Raw genomic sequence first — 19,769 nt, forward strand, 5'->3', positions numbered from 1 at the left:
GCAGGGGGCGGCGAGGTGGTGGGGTTCATCGGGGCGGGCGTTGTCAGCCCGCTATTGTCGCGGTGCCTGCATGCGCAGGCGCCGCGCCGCTTCTTCCTCGCGCGCGTCGTCCACCTCGCGCATCACGTTGCGCAGGTCGACCGGGCCGGTCTCGCGCACGAACGTGCCTGTCAGTTCCGTCTCGGGGCGCAACAGGCCGCGTTCGTACAACTGCCAGATCTCGTCGCCGTAGTGCGTGCGCAGCAGCGCGGGCGCGAACTGGCCGAAGAAGTTGCGCAGATTCTCGACGTCGCGCAGCAGCATGCGCCGTGCGTGGTTGTTGCCGGCGGCGTCCACCGCCTGCGGCAGGTCGATGATCACCGGGCCGTCTTCGGCCAGCAGCACGTTGAACTCGGAGAGGTCGCCATGCACGATGCCGGCGCACAGCATGCGCATCACCTCTTTCAGCAGGCTGGCGTGGTGGCGCAGCGCGTCTTCGGGCGAGAAGACCACGTCGTTGAGGCGCGGGGCGGCGTCGCCGTGGGCGTCGGTCACCAGGTCCATCAGCAGCACGCCTTCGAGGAAGTTGTGCGGCGTGGGCACGCGCACGCCCGCGGCGGCCAGGCGGTAGAGCGCATCGACCTCGGCGCTCTGCCAGATGGCCTCGGTCACCTTGCGGCCGAAGCGCGTGCCCTTGGCCATGGCGCGTGCCTCGCGGGTGTTCTTGACGCGCCGGTTCTCGGTGTAGTCGACGGCCTGGCGGAAGCTGCGCTTGTCGGCTTCCTTGTAGATCTTGGCGCAGCGCGTCTCGTCGCCGCAGCGCACGACGTAGACCATGGCTTCCTTGCCGCTCATGAGCTGGCGCACCACGGTGTCGATCAGGCCCTCGTCGATCAATGCCTGCAGTCGCTGGGGTGCCTTCATGGCCGTGCCTCCAGGAAGGTCCGCAGGCTTTGCGTGTCGATCTGGTAGAGGCCGTCGTGCTTGTGCGCGGCAAAGCCGAGCCGGTGGTTGATGGTGAGCATGGGGGCATTGACTTCGGCGTTGTGGGTCACGGCGAGCGTGACCTCGGGGTGGCGCTTGCGCACGAGCTGCAGCATGGCGGCCTTCACGCCCTTTGCAAGGCCCTTGCCGCGCCACTGGCGCGCGACGGCCGTGAGCCGCTGTTGCAAGCGGTCGGGGAAGCGCTGGTTCCAGGAGGCGTCGCATACCGCGACCACCTCGTCCCCGTCGAGCAGGAGCACGAGAAAGTGCTCGCCCCCGCGGCGGTCCATGTCGGCGTACCAGGGCGGGAAGTCCTCCAGGTCGTAGCGCAGCGGCGGCCGTTCGAGGTTGGTGGTGGGCGCGTCGTTCAGCAGCGCGGACAGCGGCGCCATCAGCGCAGCGAGCCGCTCGAAGGGCACGCGGCCCGCGTGCACCTCGGCGCGCAGGCCGTGGGCGGGCGCGAAGCCATCGGCGCGCCAGCGGGCGAGCATCTGCCAGTCGAGCCCGGCCAGGGGCATGCGGTTCTCGACGCTGCGGTGCTTTTCGACGGCGCCGATGGCCTGCAGGAAGGCGTGGCCGTCGGGCAGGTGGGTCTTGATGGTTGCGACGGACTTGCAGTGCATTTCCATCAATGCCAGCAACGCGCGAAGCAGCGTGCTCGCCACCCCGCGGCGCCGGTGCGGACGCAGCACGCCGCCCCAGGCTTCGAGGAACGGTGCGAACGCCTCGTGCCCGGGCGTGCCTTCGCGGCGGAAGCTCGCGCTCAGGCTGCCGATGAATTCGCCGTGTGCGCCAACGGCGAGCACGCGATGAACGGCATACAGCGGGCCGGGCTGCAGCACGTTGTGCCGGGTGTCGGCATCGGGAGGAACAGGGTCGCCGGGAAAGTCTTCCGCGGCGCGCAGGCGCCAGTAGGCGAGGAAATGGCCCCAGTCGGTTTCGGAAGCGCGCTGGGGATCGAACACGGTGGTCACGGTATGCCGCGCAGGTGCGGCACGGTTTTCAAGCATGGTCGTTGGCCTTGATTCGACAAATGAACGGGACGCTGCCGGCACGTGCGTGCCGGTAGCGGCGTTTGAATCGGGGCGGTTTGTGGTCGTCGCGGCGGGTGATGGCCGCGCGGGGCAGACCGGCTACGCGGTCGACGCGTGAACGATCAGTTCAGATGAGGCCCGGCAAACCGCACGTTGGTGGGGGCTTGAATTGCAGTGTCTTCCATCGCGCACCTCCGCTTTCTGTGTGGTTGTCGAAGCGACGAATGTAGCTGGCTTGCCGCGTGCTGTGAAGTGCGGTGTGGTTTTGACGCGCGCATCGTGACCGCCCTCGGCCACGGAACGGCCTGACGGCAGGTCAGCCGGAAGCCGCGCGCAGCCTTGCCGCGAGCTGGTGCGCTTCGGCGGTGGTGTTGATGTTGGTGAAGCCCATCAGCAAGCCTGCGCCACGGTGCGCCGCAATGGCGCTGTTCGCCGGCTTGTAATCGGCATGTCAGCCGTTGGCTGGTTGGGCTTTCTAGCGCACGCCGAGCCGAACACGGTGACGCTCGCGCCGGTCAAGACCGGCGAGGTGAGTTCGCGCTCTAGGCAACCCGCTCTTCGATCGGCCCCACGCGATCCGGATAGAACGCCAGGTGGTCCTTGATCTGTGCGACCGGCTCGTAGGGCGACTCGTAGGTCCATACCGCATTCACCGAGCGTTCGCCGCCTGCAGGAATGCTGTAGTAGTTGCACTCGCCCTTGTACGGGCAATAGGTCGCGTGTTGCGTACGCTCCAGCAGCGACATCCTGACGTCCTTGCGGGGGATGTAGTGCACCGTTCCGAAATGCGTTTCGCGCAGCGTCAACGCTTCGCGCGTGTCGGCGATGACACGGCCGTCGACCGACACCACCACGCGCAGCGGGTTCGGTGTGATTGTGATCGGATGATCGGGGCCGGGGGTCTTGATGGTGCGTTCCGCGGTAGCGAACATGAGAATGCTCCTTCGGTCAGATCGGGTTGACGCAAGATTCGGCGGATGCGCATCTTGCCGCGATGCGATGGCAGTTTGAAGCCCCTGCACAATTGGCCCGTTCGCAAAGTGGTTAAAGGCCATCGAGCCCATCGGAGCCGCTCTGGAAGCCTTTCGACTTCATATTCGGACCTGGATTTGCGAGGTCTCGATGTGCAGGATGCGTGCGGTCACGCTTGTGTGTCGTTCGCGCATCAGTTCTTGACAAAGCGCAGGCCGTATCGTTCGGGTAAATCACTAGTGAAAGACTGAAGTGAAGAAGAACTACAAGCTCGCCATGTTGTTGCTTGCCAGCGTGTTGGCCGCCGGCGCATGGGCTCAGGACTGGCCCGCGAAGCCAGTTCGCGTCATCGTGCCCGCACCTGCAGGCAGTTCGCTCGACCTGATCGCGCGCACGCTGGCCGACCGCCTGCGCGTGACCTGGAAGCAACCCGTGGTGATCGAGACCAAGGCGGGCGCGGGCGGCCTGATCGGCATGGACACCGTGGCCAAGGCGCCGCACGACGGCTACACGCTGGGCATCGGTTTCAACGGCCCGATTGCCTTCGGCCCCTACATGTATGCGCGCATGCCTTATGTGCCTTCGCGCGACCTGGTGCCCATCGTGCTCACGACCTCGCAACCCAACGTGCTGGCGGTGCAGGCGAACAACCCCGCGAACACGCTGCCCGAGTTCGTCGAATGGGCGAAGAAGCGGGGCGACAAATTCAGCTATGCGTCGGTGGGCGCGGGCAGTTCGTCGCACCTCACGATGGAGCTGTTTCGCAGCGTGGCGCACATCGAGGCGGTGCATGTGCCTTATGCAGGTTCGCCGCCCGCGGGTCTGTCGCTGGCGGCGGGCGACACGCAGGCGCTGTTCGCGGTGGCGCCCGCGCTGCTGCCGCTGATCCAGGGGCAGCGCGTGAAGCTCATCGCCATCACGAGCGCCACGCGTTCCGAGCTCATGAAAGACCTGCCCACCGTGGCCGAGTCGGGCTATGCCGGTTTCGAGGCGCTGGCCTGGAATGGTTTCTTCGCCGCCAGCGGCACGCCGCCCGAGGTGGTGCGCCGCATCAACGCCGACGTCAACGAGGTGCTGCGGGAGCCGGCCGTGCGCGAACTGCTGGCCAACCAGGGGCTGGTGGCGGGCGGCGGCTCGCCCGAGGAGTTCAAGGCCTTCATCGACAGCGAGGGCCGCAAATGGGGTGCGATCATCGCCAAGGTCGGCATTCGCCTCGACCAGTGACATTTATCCGCACGCCACAAGAGAAGATTTCATCAGGAAAAGAACATGGAACAGTTTCCCCGCGACATCTACACGGAACCCGAGCCCGATCCGCACACGCTCGCCAACCTCGGCCCGCTCGCGGGCCTGGCGGGCCTCTGGATCGGCACGGCCGGCCACGACGTGAGCCCGAAGGAAGACGGCCCCGAGGCCGAAGCCTTCATCGAGCACGCGGAGTTCCAGCCCATCGATGCACAGACCAACGGGCCGCAGATCTTCTACGGGCTGCGCTACCACCTGCGCATCGCCAAGCCCGACGAGGTGGAGACTTTTCACGACCAGGTCGGCTACTGGCTGTGGGAGCCCGCCACGGGCGCGCTGATCCAGACGCTGTCGATCCCGCGCGGGCTCACGGCCATGGCCACCGGCCACGCGAAGCCCGGCGACCGCAGTTTCAGGCTCGAAGCGGTGCGCGGCGGCGAGACCAACGGCATCGTGGCCAACCCGTTCCTGGAGCATGCGTTCAAGACGCTGCGCTACAGCATCGAGGTGTCGATCCACGACGATGGCAGCTGGTCCTACGAACTCGAGACGGTGCTGAGCGTGCGCGGAAAGCCCGAACCCTTCAGCCACACCGATCGCAACACGATGCGCAAGATCGGGGAGCCCACGCCGAATCCGACTGCGCGTGCCGCGATGGCGAGCGCCGTGGGCTGAGCGGCTATCGCCAGCTGGTCCTGGCTTGCTGCGCGCCGGGCATCAGTCCAGCCGCAGCGACCCCAGCCGCGCGACGATCAGGTCGTGCAGCGTCTGCGCCGCCACCGACAGGCTGCCTTCGCGCCGCTGCACCATGTAGAGCGTGCGCGTGAGGGAAGCCAGGGGCAGTGGCCGCGTCACCAGCGTCTCGCGCTGGAAATGGAACAGTGTGAGGGCAGGCACCACGCTGATGCCCAGACCGGCCTCGACGAGGCCCATCACGGTGGCCAGGTGCTCCACCTCGAACACCGCATTCAACCTTTGCGGATGCAGCGCCGCATCGAGCGCCTGCCGCACGCTGCTGTTGCGCGCCATCTGGATGAAGGGGTAGGGCGCGATCTTCTTCGCCGTGAGGCGCGGCTCGCGCGCGAGCGGATGGTCGGCGCGGCACACGAGGTGGAAGCGGTCGGTGCAGAGCTTGCGTGCGCGCAGGTCGCCGTCGGCGGTGCCCCCGGCGCCCGATGCGGCGAGCGCGAAGTCGGCCTGGCCGCTGCGCACCAGCGCGATGCAGGCGTCGGACAGCGCGTCGTCCAGGTCGATGCGGATGCCCGGCCAGGCCTGCATGAACTCGGCGAACACCGCGGGCAGCCAGCCGGCCGCGAGCGAGGGCAGGGCGGCCACGCGCACGCGGCCCTTGCGGCGTTCCACGTGGTCGGCGAGGTCGGCCATGGCGCTGCCCATATCGTCGAGCAGCCGGCGCGCGGAGCCCTCGAACAGCCGGCCCTCGGGCGTGAGCTGCACGCTGCGCGTGTCGCGGTCGAACAGACGCGTGCCGACCGCGTCTTCGAGTGTGCGGATCAGCGCGCTGAACGCGGGCTGCGAAAGGTGGCTGCTCTGCGCCGCGCGCGTGAAGTTGCGGTGCTCGGCCAGCGCGAGAAAGGCGCGCAGCTGCCGCGTGGAGAGGTCGGGCGTCTTTCTCATGTCCTGGATGCCGGTGGCCGGCTTGTTATTTGAAACTCGGATCAATCGATCCGGATTTTCGATTTTACGGATGAGCGGCCGCTGCCTACAGTGCATGGCAATGAACTCCATCGAACCGTCCACGCTGCTGATCGGATGCGCTGCCGGCTTCTCGGGCGACCGCACCGATGCAGCCGGGCCGGTGGTCGACACGCTGATCGCACGGCTCGCCGCGGGGCCTGCCGGCAGTCGCGCCTTCCTCATCTTCGAGACGCTGGCCGAACGCACGCTGGCGTTGGCGCAGCTGCGCCGTCGCGCCAACCCCGACGCCGGCTACGAGCCGTTGCTCGACGACATGCTGCGGCCCGTGCTCGCGCGCTGCCTGGTGCATGGCATTCGCATCGTGAGCAACTTCGGTGCCGCCAATCCGCGTGCCGCCGCCCGGCACATCGCCCGCATGGCGCGCGAACTGGGCGCGGATGCGCCGCGCATCGCGGTGGTGGAGGGCGACGACCTGTCGGGACCCGAGCATCGCGCATTGCTGAATGAAGCGCTCGGCGCGCGGATGCAAGGCCTGCGCGTGGTCAGCGCCAATGCGTACATCGGCGCGGAACCCATTGCCGCGGCGCTCGACGCGGGCGCCCAGATCGTGGTGTGCGGCCGCGTGGCCGATCCTTCGCTCACCGTCGGGCCGGCCATGTCGCATTTCGGCTGGCGCGCCGACGACTGGGACCGGCTCGGGCGCGCGACCATGGCGGGCCACTTGCTCGAATGCGGCGCGCAGGTGTGCGGCGGTTACTTTGCCGATCCCGACTACAAGGACGTGCCGGGGCTGGAGGCGGTCGGCTTTCCGATCGCCGAGATCGACGCCGATGGCCGCTGCACCATCGGCAAGGCCGACGGCACCGGCGGCCTCGTGAGCGAGGCCACCGTGAAGGAGCAACTGCTCTACGAGGTGCATGACCCGGCCGCGTACCTGACGCCCGACGTGGTCGCGGACATTGCCGATGCCGACGTGCACGCGCTTCCCGGCGCCGATCGCGTGGCGCTCTCCGGCGTGCGCGGCCACGAACGGCCGGGCCGCTACAAGGTCAATGTCTGCCATGAAGGCGGCTGGTTGGCGGAGGGCGAGATCTCCTATGCGGGGGCACGCGCCGAGGCCCGCGCTCGGCTTGCTGCGGATGTGCTTCGCAAGCGGCTCGACGGACTCGCGCTGCGCGTGGACCTGATCGGCGCGCTGAGCATCCTCGGCGACGACGCCGGCCGCGCGCTGGCGGATACGCCCGATGCGGGCCTGCGCGACGTGCGCCTGCGCGTGGCGGCCACGCATACCGATCGCGCGCAGGCTGAACGGCTGGCGCGCGAGGTGATGGCGCTCTACACCTGCGGCCCGGCCGGCGGCGGCGGCGTGCGCACCGCGCTCACGCCGCGGCTCAACACGCTGTCGTGCCTGCTGCCGCGCGAAGCAGTGCCGGTGCGCTTCGAATTGCTCGACGCGGAGGCACTGGCATGAACACCCTCGACATGATCGACGTGCCGCTCTACCGCGCTGCCCACGGCCGCACCGGCGACAAGGGCGATCGCTCCAACATCAGCGTGATCGCCTGGCACCCGCAGCTGTATCCCTTGCTGGTCGAACAGATCACGCCCGAGCGCGTGGCCGCGCAGTTCCGCCATCGCGCGCCGTCGCAGGTGCAGCGCTTCGTGCTGCCGAAGCTGCACGCGATGAACTTCGTGCTCGACGCAGTGCTCGACGGCGGCGTCAACGATGCGCTGAACCTCGATGCACACGGCAAGGCGCTGTCCTTCCTGCTGCTCGACATGCCTGTGCGCGTGCCGCGCGCACTCGAGCCCTTGCTGGCCGGGCCGTAGCGGCGGCTTTTTTTTCTTTGAACCATTCCATCCGGAGACAAAACAATGAAACGATTTCCCCTCACCGTACTGACCACCGCATTGGCCCTGGCGCCGCTGCTGGGCCATGCGCAGGCCTTCCCCGAGAAGCCCATTACCTTCGTCGTGCCCTTCGCGGCCGGTACCGCTACCGACCAGATCGCGCGCGCCATCGGCAACCAGGTCGCGGCCGAGACCAAGCAAGCCGTCATCATCGACAACAAGGCTGGCGCCAGCGGCTTCATCGCCTCGCAGAACGTGGCCAAGGCGCCCGCCGACGGCTACACGGTGCTCATCACTACCAACACCACGCACGCTGCCAACGAGCACCTGTTCAAGAAGCTGCCCTACGACCCGGTGAAAGACTTCGTGCCTGTGGCCGCGCTCGGCAAGGGCGGCCAGATCATGGTGGTGAACCCCTCGTTCCCAGCAAAGAGCGTTGCCGAATTCATCGCGCTTGCGAAGAAGGAGCCGGGCAAGTACAGCTTCGGCAGCGGCAGTTCGTCGAGCCGCATGGCGGGCGAGCTGCTGCAGCAGATGGCCGACATCAGGCTGCTGCACGTGCCCTACAAGAGCAACACGCTCGCCGTGACCGACCTGCTGGGCGGCCAGATCCACATGATGATCACCGACACCGCTACCGGCCTGCCGCAGGTCAAGGCAGGCAAGCTGCGTGCGTTGGGCTTTTCCAGCTCGGTGCGATCGCCGCTCGCGCCCGATGTGCCCACCATTTCCGAGGCCGGCGTGAAGGGCTACGAGATGGGCTACTGGTTCGCGGCCTATGCGCCCGCGAAGACGCCGCCGGCCGTGGTCAAGCGGCTCAATGAGCTGCTGGTGAAGGCCGCGAAGAGCGACGCTGCAAAGACGGCCTTCTACGAGCCGACCGGCACCGAGGTGTACACGACCTCGCCCGAAGAGCTCGCGAAGTTCCAGGCGGCCGAGTCCCAGAAGTGGGGCCGCATCGTGAAGGCGGCCGGCATCGAGGCCGAGTAGCCCGCGCGCCGTGGCGGGCATCCGCAGTCTGGGCGCACACAGCTGGCCGGCTCTGTCTGCTACGATCTCGCCACCGGGAATACAGCCTCCCGTTCTGCAAAGTTAGACGGTGTCCCGTCCAAGCGCTGGCGACTCATAACGGAGCTATCTGTGGACACCGCCTTGCCTGACGCACAGCCCGCGCCTTCTGCGCCCATCCAGTCCATTTCATTCGCTGAAGCCTTCCGCTTCTGGCTCAAGCCCGGCTTCATCAGCTTTGGCGGACCGGCGGGGCAAATCGCAATCGTGGCCCGGCCTTCTTTCCTCTCCGGCACGCAATGAGTACGCCCCCTTCGTCTCGTTCATTGGGCGGTCTCATGCGCCTGCTGCCCGCCGGCGTCGACCCCGTCGCCATGCCTCTGCTCGCCGCACGAGGTTTGCGCGCCTTCGGCGATGGGTACATGGCCGTGCTGCTACCGGCCTACCTGCTTTCGAACGGGCTGGGTACGCTGGAGGTCGGCATCCTCAGCACGGCCACGATGCTGGGCTCCGCCTTGGCCACGCTGGCGGTTGGTGCATGGGGCTACCGCTTCGCAGGAGGGAAATTGCTGCGCATTGCCGCCGTGCTGATGGCCGCGACCGGCCTCGGCTTTGCGGGTTTGTCGGCATTCTGGCCGTTGCTGGTCGTCGCGCTCGTCGGCACCCTTAACCCCAGTTCGGGCGATGTGAGCGTCTTCCTACCTCTCGAACACGCCCGGCTGGCCGCAGCGGCGCAAGGCCATGCGCGAACCGCGCTGTTTGCCCGCTACAGCCTCCTGGGTGCGCTGTGTGCCGCGATAGGCGCATTGGCTGCGGCCGTGCCGGATTGGCTGGTTCAACACAGCCGGCTTGCGCGCCTCGACGCGCTGCGCGGAATGTTCCTGGTGTATGCCGCGATCGGGCTCATTGTTTTCTGGCTCTATCGAAACCTGTCGGCCCCTGACGCAGGCAACAACTCAAGCAGCGCACCTGTCGCCCCGGCACCCCTGGGGCCTTCACGCGGCGTGGTGATGCGATTGGCGGCACTCTTCAGCGTCGACGCCTTCGCCGGCGGATTGACGGTCAACGCGTTGATGTCGTTGTGGCTGCTGCAGCGATTCGGCTTCTCGCTGACCCAGGCCGGAGTGTTCTTCTTCTGGACTGGCTTGCTGAGTGCCGCATCGCAGCTCGCGGCTCCTGTGGTGGCACAACGAATAGGGCTGCTCAACACGATGGTCTTCACGCATCTGCCCGCCAACGTCTGCCTTGTGTTGGCTGCGCTGGCGCCCAGCTTGCCGATTGCGCTTGGTTTGCTGATGGTTCGCAGCGCGTTGTCATCGATGGACGTTCCCACCCGGACGGCCTATGTGATGGCCGTGGTGACTCCTGCAGAGCGCAGCGCCGCGGCGAGTTTCACGGCCGTTCCGCGGAGCCTGGCCGCGGCCATCAGTCCGACGCTCAGTGGCGCACTGTTTGCGGCCGGATGGATCTCCTTGCCGCTCATTGCGTGCGGGCTGCTCAAGATTTCCTACGATCTCGCCCTGTGGCGTGCCATGCGGCGGGATCGACTTGAACCAGAAATTGCGAACCAGTGAGAACCGACAACTGCCTTAGGCACTGTGTACCCCAAAGCCCGCCTCACCCGGCGCGATGTCCTCGCGCAGCGTGAGGGCGGGAATCTCGTAGTCGCCTCCGTTCTGCCGGCGGAACGGAATCGGCTCGGCCGTGAACAGCGTGTCGAGCCGCTGGCCCAGCTCTTCGGTGATGCGCGCGTAAGCGGCCTCGTCGACCTTGTGCGTGCGATGCACCACGTAAGGCGGTAGCACGTCGAAGCCGGGGTAGTAGAGGATGCCGTGCTGGATGGGGAACAGCAGGTCGTCCATGGGCCCGTTGATGCCGCGCGGCGCGTAGTGCGAGGCCCAGCCGCCGGTCGTCACCACCAGCATGGCGCGCTTGCCGGTCAGCGTGCCTTCGCCGAAGCGGTCGCCCCAGTGCGTGTCGGAGTGCTCGCCCACGCCGTAGGCGAAGCCATACGCGTAGATGCGCTCGACCCAGCCCTTGAGGATGGCCGGCATCGAGTACCACCACAGCGGAAACTGCAGAATCACCGCGTCGGCCCAGAGCAGCTTTTCCTGCTCGGCGGCGATGTCGGCGGTTTGCGTGCCGGCCTCGAAGGCCTGCAGCGATTCGAGGGAGGGGTCGAAGCGCGCGGCGGCATCGCGCGCGGGGAAGTCGTCGGCGTCGAGCGCGGGCTTCCAGCGCATGGCGTACAGGTCCGACACGCGCACGGAGTGGCCGGCGGCCGCGAGGCGTTCGGTCATGAAGCGATGGAGCGCACCGTTGAGCGAGGCGGCTTCGGGATGGGCAAGGACCAGCAGGATGTTCACGGTTTCACAAGGATTGGAATGAAGATGTCCGCAGGTTAGGCGCCGTGGCGATATATTGGAAATGAATAGTCTGAATTCCAGCAATTGCCATGAACAATTTCAGCCGCCTCGATCTCAACCTGCTGGTCACGCTCGACACGCTCCTGGCCGAGCGCAACGTCACGCGCGCGGCCGAGCGCCTCAACCTTTCGCAGCCCTCGGTGAGCGTGCAGCTCGCCAAGCTTCGGGAAGTGTTCGGCGATCCGCTGCTGGTGCCCGCGCAGCGGGGCATGCGGCCCACCGCTCGCGCGGACGAGCTGCGCGAGCCGCTGCGCGAAGCGCTGGAGTCGCTGGGCCGCGCGGTCGCACCCACGGGGCCTTTCGATCCGGCCGAGGCGACCATCACCTGGCGCGTGGCCGCTGCCGACTACGCCGAGTCGGCGATCCTCCTGCCGGCGCTGGCCCGTTTGCGCGCCGAAGCGCCGAACACCCGGCTGGCCGTGGTGGAGGCGGTGCCGTCGCGCATGGCACGGCAGCTGGAGCAGGGGGAGATCGACCTGTTCTTTCACACCAGCGTTGGCGCGCCACCGGGGCTGCACCGGCGCGTGCTGTTCCATGAGCGCTATGTGCTGGCCGGGCGGGCAGGGCATCCGCGCCTGAAGCGGCGGCCGACGCTGGCGCAGTTCTGCGCGCTGGAGCACGTGGTGGTCTCGCTCGGCGGCGGCGGTTTCGCCGGGCCGACGGACGAGGCGCTCGCAGGGAAGAGCCTCGCGCGGCGCGTGGTGCTGTCGGTGCCGCACTTTCTTTTCATGATGTCGGTGCTGGCCTCCACCGACATGGTGGCGATGCTGCCCGAGCGGCTGGCGCGCGGCGCGCCGGGGCTGCGGGTGGTGGAAGCGCCGCTCGAGGTGGCCGGCTACGAGATGGCCATGCTCTGGCATGAGCGCCGGCACCGCGACCCTGCGCATAAGTGGCTGCGCGAGCAGATCGCGGCGAGCCTCTGAAGCCCGGCGGGCCTAGAAGGCATCGATGGCCTTCTCGGCGTCGACCTTGCGGTGCAGGGGGCAGCCACAGCATGAAGCGGGTGCCGGTGCTGCCGGATTCCCAGCTCACGGTGGCGCCGATGGCAAGCGCGCGCCGCTGCTGGTTGCGCAGCCCGCGGCCGCCGCGGCGCAGGGCCTCATCCACGTCGAAGCCCGCGCCGTTGTCTTCGATCGCCACGCACACGGCCTGGTCGAGCGTCGCGGTGCTCACGCAGATGGTGGTGGCCCGTGTGTGGCGCAGCACGTTGGCCACGCATTCCTGCACGATGCGCAGGATGTGCAGCGCGCTTTTCGGTTCCAGCCAGGACAGCACGGGCACGGGCTGCACCTCCCAGCGCAGCGCGACACCCGCGCTCTCGATGCGCGGCGCCAGGCGAAAGCGCAGGGTTGCCAGCAGCAGCAGCAAGTCGGCGTCCACGTTCTCCATGGAGTCGATCACCAGCTTCAGGTCGTCCATGCAGCCCTTGAGCACGTCGGAAACCTCGGCGTCGCTCATGGTGCCCCGCTCCACCGAGCGGATGGCGCTGATCAGCGACGAACCGAGTCCGTCGTGCATGTCCTGCATCAGGCGCCGGCGCTCGGCGCTGAGCATGTGCTGGGTTTCGATGGCGCGCAGCCGCCGGTAGCTTTGCCCCAGCTCGGCTTCGCGGGCCTGCAGGCGCTGGGCCAGGCCCTTGTTCAACCGGCCCACTTCGGCGAACGCGTCGGTGTAGCGCTGGAACAGGATGTACGAAAAGACGAAGAACAGGCCGATGATGGCGTAGGGAGAGGTGTACACGCTCTCCGGGCTGACCAGGTTGTTCTGCAGGAACCCGTCGTAGGAGGTGAAGGCGACGGCGAAGACGGTCCAGCCCGCCACCAGCCGTCCCTCGGGCAGTTGCGCGCGCAACGCCTTGCGCAAATTCACCGCAAAGATCAGCACCGCGACGGGCAGCACCATCAGGTTGAGCAGGGGCGTGAAGAGGTAGAGGCTGACCACCCACGTCGAGGCGTGAGGCAGCGTTGCGACATTGCAGGCCAGTGTCAAGGCCAGCGCCGAGCGGGTCAGCCAGGCCGAAGGCTGCCGATGCAGGCGCTGCAGGAACAGGTGGATCAGGACGATCAGCCAGAGCAGGCTGGCAACGGTTATCCATTCGAACCATTCGTCCGAAATCGGGGTGTAGCTGCCGCCCACGTAGTAGTGAAGCGTTCGCAGGAAGGCGAGCGCGGAGATGGCGAAGAACAGCAGGTAGAGCGATTCGCGCCTCTTGCCCAGCCACACGGCGAACGCGAATGCGCCGACCGCCAGGAAGGCGGCGCTGCCCATGAACGGCAACTGCACCTGCAGCAGTTGGCGCACCTGGTAGCGCCAGCTGAGTGAATCCTCGTCGCCCACCCACACGGTCGAGAATCCGCTCCCGCTGTTGCGCAGGCGGTCGACGCGGATCAGCACGGACGTGGGCGAAGGCGTGTTGGCGGTCGCGTTCAGCGGCAGCAGGAGCGGATGGTTGTAGTCGTTGTGGACGGGGCTGCCATGCGACTGATAGAGCAAAAGGCCGTCGCCGTACACCGCAATGTGGCCCAGGGTCTTCCAGCGCGGGAGATAAAGAAGGCGCGGCTGCGCCGATGGCGCCAGCCCGGCCAGGTCGATGCGGTACCAGTCGGTGACGGTCCGCGCGCCGCTGGAAGACGTGGGCACCAGTTCGCGCGGGGCCGTATGCGGAAGGCTGATTGTCTTCCAGCCGTCGGCCGGCAGCGCGGCGTCTTCTGCACGCTTCGGAGGGGCGGAATAACCCGTGCCGGAAACGGACAGCAGTTCGGCCTTCGTGATGTGGACGACGCCATCGTGCTGCGGCACGGCATCGGCCTCCGATGGTTCGCTGGCGTGCGCACAAGGCAGTACGGCGAGCGGCAAGGCCAGCCACAGCTTGGCGATCCATCGGCTGACTCTCCAACAGCCTTTGCGGGCTGGCCTCATAGATCTAGATCGCTTCTGCCATGGAACTCATTTTTGTGGATGCGCCTGACGAGCGTAGGCACTGTGATGCGGTTCGGCTGCCGCTCCCGCCGGCCGACCGCGAGCCGATTATGTCCTTGGCCCAATTTCCCCGCCAACGCGGGCATCGGCGCGTTCACCCCTAGATCACGGGCACGCTGGTTTCCTTCAGCACCCGCAGGACGAAGTGCGACTTGCTGTGCCGGATGCCGGGGATCTTGTAGAGCTTTTCGCGCAGCAGCCGCTCGTAGTCGCGCGTATCGCGCACGGCGATACGGATGTAGTAGTCGTAGTCGCCCGAGACGAGGTAGGCCTCCTGGATCTCCGGAATGGTCGCCAGCGTGCGGCCGAAGTCATACAGGGTCTCGTCGGTGTGGCTTTCGAGCGTGACCTGCACGATCACCGAGTCGTGGTAGCCGAGCTTGGCCGGATCGACGTCGACCGTGTAGCGCTTGATGACGCCCGAGGCCTCGAGCTTCTTGATGCGCGTCCAGCAGCTGGTGGGCGACAGGCCGACCTCGTTGCCGATCTCCTGCAGGGTCTTGCGCGAGTCGAGCAGCAGAACGCGCAGGATGGCAAGGTCGGTCTTGTCGAAAGATCCTTCGTTGTCATTGGTGTTTTGCCGACTGGTTTTCATGAATGGAGCCAAAAAGGCCAAAAGAAAGAAGCATATTTTGCGCTCAAACCGGAAGAATCGACGGCATGCGACTTCTCGACCTACCCCTCACGTCTTCCCTGTCTCTCCACCCGGAAGCGCCAGCCCGTATCCGCAACGGCGCCGAAGCCCTGCTCGACACGCTGGTCGAGTGCGGCGTGGACACCATCTTCGGCTACCCCGGCGGCGCGGCGCTGCCGCTGTACGACGCGCTGCACGGCGAGCCGAGGCTGCGCCACGTGCTGGTGCGCCACGAGCAGGCGGCCGTGCATGCGGCCGAGGGCTATGCGCGCAGCACCGGCCGCGTGGGCGTGGTGCTGGTCACCTCGGGGCCGGGCGTGGGTAACACCATCACCGGGCTGCTCGATGCGATGAGCGATTCGGTGCCGGTGCTTTGCATCAGCGGGCAGGTGGCCACCGCCGTCATCGGCACGCAGGCATTCCAGGAGAGCGATGCGCTCGGCATGTCGCGCCCGGTGACCAAGTGGAACCGGCAGGTGCGCTCGGCCGACGACGTGCCCTCGCTGGTGCGGCGCGCGCTGGAAATCGCCACCACCGGCCGCCCGGGACCGGTGCTGCTCGACGTGCCGAAGGACATCCAGCTCGACCGGCTGGGCAGGGCGCCCGAGCCTTCGCCGCTGCGCGCGCTGCGCACGAGCCGCACGGCGCTGCCGCCGAAGGTCATGATGCAGCGCGCGGCCGACCTGCTTTCGACCGCGCGCCGGCCTGTCGTCTATGGCGGCGGCGGGCTGGTCAATTCGGGGCCAGCCGCCTGCGAGGCTTTCGCGCGGCTCGTGAACCTGCTGCACGCGCCGTGCACGCTCACGCTGATGGGGCTGGGCGCGTTCCCCGCATCGGACCCGAAGTTCATCGGCATGCTGGGCATGCACGGCATGCTCGAAGCCAACCTGGCGATGCACGAGGCCGACCTCGTGGTGTGCGTCGGCGCGCGCTTCGACGACCGCGTGACCGGCAAGCTCGACGAGTTCTGTCCGCACGCGCGCAAGATCCACATCGACATCGACCCCGGCAGCATCAACAAGGTGGTGCGCGTGGACGTGCCGATGGTGGGCGACTGCGCGGCGATCCTCGAAAACCTGCTGGCGCTGCTGCCGGCCGAGGGCTTTGCGCCGGAGCGGCTGGCGCCGTGGTGGGCGCGCATCGAGCGCTGGCGCGCCGTCGACTGCCTGGCCTTCGAGCCGCGCGAGGATTCGATCCTGCCGCAGCAGCTGATGTTGTCGCTGCAGCGGGCCATCGGCGCGGGCGGGCGCGACACCATCGTGTCGACCGACGTGGGGCAGCACCAGATGTGGGCCGCGCAGTACCTGCGCTTCGACAGCCCGCGCCACTGGCTCACCTCCGGTGGCGCCGGGACCATGGGCTACGGGCTGCCCGCGGCCATCGGCGCCCAGATCGGCCACCCCGAGGCGCTGACCGTGTGCGTGAGCGGCGATGCCTCGGTGCTCATGAACATCCAGGAGCTGTCGACGGCGGTGCAGCACCGCGCGCCGGTGAAGCTGGTGCTGTGCAACAACGGCTACATGGGCATGGTGCGGCAATGGCAGGAGCTGAACCACGGCAATCGCCTGAGCCACAGCTGGAACGAGGCGCTGCCCGATTTCGTGGCGCTGGCAAAGGCCTTCGGCTGGGGCGCACGGCGGGTGTCGGACCCGGCCGAACTGGAAGGCGCGCTGGCTGAATGCCTGGCGAGCGAAGGGCCGTTCTTCCTGGACGTGCAAGTGGCGGCGCAGGAGAACTGCTTTCCGATGATGCCGTCGGGGCATGGGCACCACCGGGTGATGTTGGCGAAGGATCGCTGGTACGAGGAGGCGTGAAGACTCTGTTCCCTCTCCCAGAGGGGAGAGGGGGTAGAAGCGGACTCAGCGGCGCGGCGAGATGTTCAGCGTCCTGCAGAACTCGTAGAAAGCTTCGAGTTCGTGCGACTTGTCGAACACCGCATCGACACCCGCGGACAGCGCGCCTTCGCGCACCTCGGAGGTTGCGTAGTTCATGAGGACGACCGTGCGCTGCGCCGGTGACTTGTGCGCCTGCAGGTACTGAGCCACGGCGAGGCCATTGCCCTCGGCCAGGAAGATGTCGATGACGGCCGCGTCCCAGCCTTCGGGATTGTCCTGAAACCAGTCGATGGCGCCGCGCGAAGTGGCGGCGGTCCCGATCACGTTGCATTCGGAAAATTCCTGCAGTCCGTCGGCCAGTGTGGCGGCGATCAGGGGGTTGTCTTCTATCAGGTAGATGCGGGTCATCGTGCGGGGCCGGAGCTTCTTGTAACGTAACGCTCGGCTTGTCTCGGGCCGAGGCTGGTCATTGTCCGGACTGAAGCCGGAGGGCGAGTCGGACAACGCCGCCACCTGTCGTAGACCGCTGCAGGCTTGCGCTTAGACTGCGCCGGCCCGAACCCCCTTGCACGGAAATTTCATCGACCATGTTCAGAACATTGCTCAAGTCCAAGATCCACCGCGCCACCGTCACCGATTGCGAACTGCACTACGAAGGCTCCTGCGCCATCGACCAGGACCTGCTCGACGCAGCCAACCTGGCCGAGAACGAGCAGGTGCACATCTGGAACATCAACAACGGCGAACGCTTCGTGACCTACGCCATTCGCGGCGAGCGCGGCAGCGGCATCATCTCGGTCAACGGCTCGGCCGCGCGCCGGGCCGCCGTCGGCGACCTGCTCATCATTGCGGCCTTCGGCCTTGTGCCCGAAGAGCGCGTGGCCGGGTACCTGCCGAAGCTGGTTTTCGTGGACGGCGCCAACCGCATCAAGGAAGAGCGCGCGCACATTCCGGTGCAGGCCGCCTCCGGCGAGCCCGTGCCGGCCTGAGCGCCTGAGGCTGCCGCAGCCTTTCACGCCTCCTTTAACATCCTCCAGCCGCAGCGCCCTCGTGCAGGCGCTGCCCTGGCATCACGCCGGCTGGCTCGTCAACGTCGCGTTCGAATTCGATGCCGCGCACGGTGCCGCGCGGGTGCCGGCCGAACTCGGTGCGGCCACCAGCAAGGGCTGCGTTCACTTCGCCGACTGGCAGGCCTGCGGCGACGACGGCCACGGTCACGCCCCGCAACTACATGGCTGCGCGGCAGCGCGTGAAAAAGACTGGGTGAGAAGCCAGGGCGCTTGCCCGCCCGGCGTCAACGCGACCACACGCCCACGCGTACGGATGCTCGGCAGGACAAAAGTACCAGGCTTTTCAAAGTCGTCCCGGTACTTATCGCTCATGAGGGAAAGGACATTCCTTCCATGTGCTCGCGCCGCTGGCGCCATCTAATTTGCAAACAAGCAAACGCAGCGTCGAGACAGGTACGCGCCGGCCTTTCGGCGCTCACAAAGGAAGCACATGACCGCGATCACCGGCTCCAACGGCAACGACCTTCTCACCGGCACGGCCGGCAACGACACCATCAACAGCGGCAACGGGGACGACACGGTCAACGGCGGAGCCGGGAGCGATTCGTTGAATGGTGGCGCGGGAGACGACACGCTCGACGGTGGCAGCGGCAGCGACCAGCTCAATGGAGGATCGGGGAACGACACCCTGATCTACAACGTCAGCGAGAACGCCGCGGCCGGCACCAAAGACGTGTACACGGGCGGGGCGGGTGTCGACACGCTCCTGCTCCAGTTCACGCGGGCGCAGTGGCTGGACTCAGCCACCCAGACGCAGATCGCCGCCTACCTGGCCCATCTTGCGGCAGTGACCAATGCCAGGACCGGCGAGGTTTCCAATGGTTCGGCCAGCGATTTCGTTTTCAGCTTCGGGTCGTCCACGCTGACCGTCCAGATGACCGAAGTCCTGAGAATCCTTGTGGACGGGATCGAGCTGAATCCGGCCAACGAAGCGGTAAGGGCGCTCGGCGATGCGGCCGTGACGACCGAAGACGGCCCGGGCGTGCAGATCCATGTGCTGCAGAACGATCTGGTCCCTGACCTGGTCAGGAGCTTGACGCTGGCCTCGGCGCCGGCCCATGGAACGGCCACGCTCGTTCAGCCGGCGATGGGCGATCCATCGACCTGGTATTTCCAGTACCAGCCCCATGCGGCCGCTTTCCAGTACCTGGCAGCGGGCGAGACCGCAACCGACACCTTCAGCTACCAGGTGACAGACGCCGATGGTGGGACGGGATTGGCCACGGCGACCATCACCATCACCGGCACCAACGATGGCCCGGTGATCACAGCTCAGGACCTGGTGGGTGCGGTGAGCGAGCAGATCGCGCCGTCGGGCACGCTGAGCGACAGCGGTGTCATCGGCTTCAGCGACCTGGACCTGAGCGACGTGCACCTGGTGAGCGCGACCGGCACGCCGGTCGGCAGCGTGCTGGGGAGCCTGACGGCGGTCAAGAACGTCGACACCACGGGGACCGGCACGGGCGGCCAGCTCACCTGGACCTACACCGTGGACGCTACGGCCGTCGAGTACCTGGCCGCGGGCCAGACCCGGGTCGAGAGCTTCACCATCACGGTGAACGACCAGCACGGCGGCGTCGTCACCCGTCAGATCGACGTGACCATCACCGGCACCAACGACACCCCGACGATCGGCACGGCCGATGCCGCTGCGGCGGTGACCGAGGATGCGGCGACGCCGACCCTGAGCGACAGCGGCACGATCACCTTCGACGACGTGGACCTGAGCGATGCGCACAGCGTCAGCGTGGCGGCCGGTTCAGGCAACACGCTGGGCGGGGTGTTGACGGCCGGCATCAGCGATGCGGCCACGGGCGCGGGCGACGGCATGGTGAGCTGGAACTACAGCGTCGCCAACGCGGCCACGCAGTATCTGGCCCAAGGCCAGACGGTGACGGAAACCTTCACCGTCACCATCAACGATGGCCACGGCGGCACGGTCAATCAGCAGATCACCGTGACGGTGACCGGCACCAACGACGTGCCGGTGATCGGCGGCGTTGCCAGCGGCGCGGTGATCGAGGATGCCTCGACGCCGAACCTGAGCACCAGCGGCGCGCTGACGATTGCCGATGTCGACCAGGGGCAGTCCAGCT

At 67.2% G+C, this 19,769-nt stretch carries 18 protein-coding genes and 2 pseudogenes; 11 read left to right on the forward strand and 9 right to left on the reverse strand.

Annotated features, from left to right (window positions below; translation table 11 throughout):
• Positions 1-51 precede the first annotated feature (51 nt).
• The 3 genes from ACCD11_RS27230 to ACCD11_RS27240 all read right to left on the reverse strand — a co-directional run bounded on the left by ACCD11_RS27230 (position 52) and on the right by ACCD11_RS27240 (position 2,929).
• Positions 52-903 (reverse strand): PA4780 family RIO1-like protein kinase, encoded by an 852-nt coding sequence (locus ACCD11_RS27230; protein WP_007839126.1) that lies wholly within the window; start codon positions 901-903, stop codon positions 52-54.
• Positions 900-1,973 (reverse strand): GNAT family N-acetyltransferase, encoded by a 1,074-nt coding sequence (locus tag ACCD11_RS27235; RefSeq protein ID WP_413316186.1) that lies wholly within the window; start codon positions 1,971-1,973, stop codon positions 900-902. The genes ACCD11_RS27230 and ACCD11_RS27235 overlap by 4 nt, the downstream gene beginning before the upstream one ends.
• Before the next feature lie 566 nt (positions 1,974-2,539).
• Positions 2,540-2,929 carry a DUF427 domain-containing protein gene (locus ACCD11_RS27240; RefSeq protein ID WP_007839128.1) on the reverse strand — a complete coding sequence of 130 codons (390 nt, stop codon included), beginning with the start codon at positions 2,927-2,929 and terminating at the stop codon, positions 2,540-2,542.
• 292 nt (positions 2,930-3,221) lie between these two features.
• Here ACCD11_RS27240 and ACCD11_RS27245 point away from each other — a divergent pair, with 292 nt between their 5' ends.
• Both ACCD11_RS27245 and ACCD11_RS27250 read left to right on the forward strand, forming a co-directional pair.
• A complete protein-coding gene (locus ACCD11_RS27245) occupies positions 3,222-4,193 on the forward strand; it encodes a Bug family tripartite tricarboxylate transporter substrate binding protein (RefSeq protein WP_413316187.1) in 972 nt (323 codons plus the stop codon).
• Positions 4,194-4,238: 45 nt separating this feature from the next.
• Complete coding sequence (locus ACCD11_RS27250) at positions 4,239-4,889, forward strand: FABP family protein (RefSeq protein WP_413316188.1); 651 nt, start codon at positions 4,239-4,241, stop codon at positions 4,887-4,889.
• Between the two features lie 42 nt (positions 4,890-4,931).
• Here ACCD11_RS27250 and ACCD11_RS27255 read toward each other — a convergent pair whose 3' ends face one another.
• A complete protein-coding gene (locus ACCD11_RS27255; protein ID WP_413316189.1) occupies positions 4,932-5,849 on the reverse strand; it encodes a LysR family transcriptional regulator in 918 nt (305 codons plus the stop codon).
• A gap of 100 nt (positions 5,850-5,949) precedes the next feature.
• On the opposite strand from ACCD11_RS27255, the gene ACCD11_RS27260 reads away from it, so the two are divergent.
• The 5 genes and pseudogenes from ACCD11_RS27260 (at position 5,950) to ACCD11_RS27280 (ending at position 10,303) form a co-directional block, all read left to right on the forward strand.
• A complete protein-coding gene (locus ACCD11_RS27260; RefSeq protein WP_413316190.1) occupies positions 5,950-7,341 on the forward strand; it encodes an acyclic terpene utilization AtuA family protein in 1,392 nt (463 codons plus the stop codon).
• Positions 7,338-7,700: a hypothetical protein gene (locus ACCD11_RS27265; RefSeq protein WP_007839145.1), complete on the forward strand. Its 363-nt coding sequence runs from the start codon at positions 7,338-7,340 to the stop codon at positions 7,698-7,700. The genes ACCD11_RS27260 and ACCD11_RS27265 overlap by 4 nt, the downstream gene beginning before the upstream one ends.
• Before the next feature lie 45 nt (positions 7,701-7,745).
• On the forward strand, positions 7,746-8,711 hold the full coding sequence (locus ACCD11_RS27270) for a Bug family tripartite tricarboxylate transporter substrate binding protein (RefSeq protein ID WP_413316191.1): 966 nt from the start codon (positions 7,746-7,748) through the stop codon (positions 8,709-8,711).
• A gap of 150 nt (positions 8,712-8,861) precedes the next feature.
• Positions 8,862-8,999, forward strand: a pseudogene (locus ACCD11_RS27275) (chromate transporter); the annotation flags it as partial.
• Between the two features lie 68 nt (positions 9,000-9,067).
• Positions 9,068-10,303 carry an MFS transporter gene (locus ACCD11_RS27280; protein ID WP_413316192.1) on the forward strand — a complete coding sequence of 412 codons (1,236 nt, stop codon included), beginning with the start codon at positions 9,068-9,070 and terminating at the stop codon, positions 10,301-10,303.
• A gap of 15 nt (positions 10,304-10,318) precedes the next feature.
• Here ACCD11_RS27280 and ACCD11_RS27285 read toward each other — a convergent pair whose 3' ends face one another.
• A complete protein-coding gene (locus tag ACCD11_RS27285) occupies positions 10,319-11,095 on the reverse strand; it encodes an NAD(P)H-dependent oxidoreductase (RefSeq protein WP_413316193.1) in 777 nt (258 codons plus the stop codon).
• Positions 11,096-11,184: 89 nt separating this feature from the next.
• Between ACCD11_RS27285 and ACCD11_RS27290 the strand changes: the two genes are divergently transcribed.
• Positions 11,185-12,078, forward strand: coding sequence for a LysR family transcriptional regulator (locus ACCD11_RS27290; RefSeq protein ID WP_413316194.1), 894 nt, complete (start codon positions 11,185-11,187; stop codon positions 12,076-12,078).
• 112 nt (positions 12,079-12,190) lie between these two features.
• On the opposite strand, the pseudogene ACCD11_RS27295 reads toward ACCD11_RS27290, so the two are convergent.
• Positions 12,191-14,074: pseudogene (locus ACCD11_RS27295) on the reverse strand (ATP-binding protein); the annotation flags it as partial.
• Positions 14,075-14,234: 160 nt separating this feature from the next.
• Positions 14,235-14,729, reverse strand: a complete 495-nt coding sequence (locus ACCD11_RS27300) for an Lrp/AsnC family transcriptional regulator (RefSeq protein ID WP_007839162.1) — start codon at positions 14,727-14,729, stop codon at positions 14,235-14,237.
• Between the two features lie 65 nt (positions 14,730-14,794).
• On the opposite strand from ACCD11_RS27300, the gene ilvB reads away from it, so the two are divergent.
• The gene (gene ilvB / locus ACCD11_RS27305) at positions 14,795-16,582 is read left to right on the forward strand and encodes a biosynthetic-type acetolactate synthase large subunit (RefSeq protein ID WP_413316195.1); all 1,788 of its coding nucleotides are present in this window, start codon (positions 14,795-14,797) and stop codon (positions 16,580-16,582) included.
• Between the two features lie 45 nt (positions 16,583-16,627).
• On the opposite strand, the gene ACCD11_RS27310 is transcribed toward ilvB, so the two are convergent.
• Positions 16,628-17,011: a response regulator gene (locus ACCD11_RS27310; protein ID WP_413316196.1), complete on the reverse strand. Its 384-nt coding sequence runs from the start codon at positions 17,009-17,011 to the stop codon at positions 16,628-16,630.
• Positions 17,012-17,190: 179 nt separating this feature from the next.
• On the opposite strand from ACCD11_RS27310, the gene panD reads away from it, so the two are divergent.
• Entirely contained in the window at positions 17,191-17,592 is a 402-nt protein-coding gene (gene panD, locus ACCD11_RS27315; RefSeq protein WP_007839165.1) for an aspartate 1-decarboxylase, read from the forward strand.
• Between the two features lie 34 nt (positions 17,593-17,626).
• On the opposite strand, the gene ACCD11_RS27320 is transcribed toward panD, so the two are convergent.
• Positions 17,627-17,779 carry a hypothetical protein gene (locus tag ACCD11_RS27320; protein WP_413316197.1) on the reverse strand — a complete coding sequence of 51 codons (153 nt, stop codon included), beginning with the start codon at positions 17,777-17,779 and terminating at the stop codon, positions 17,627-17,629.
• Between the two features lie 324 nt (positions 17,780-18,103).
• On the opposite strand from ACCD11_RS27320, the gene ACCD11_RS27325 reads away from it, so the two are divergent.
• On the forward strand, positions 18,104-19,769 hold a 1,666-nt coding region (locus tag ACCD11_RS27325), incomplete at its 3' end, for a VCBS domain-containing protein (protein ID WP_413316198.1).

It is taken from the genome of Variovorax sp. Varisp36 (assembly GCF_047304235.1).
GTDB lineage: Bacteria > Pseudomonadota > Gammaproteobacteria > Burkholderiales > Burkholderiaceae_C > Variovorax.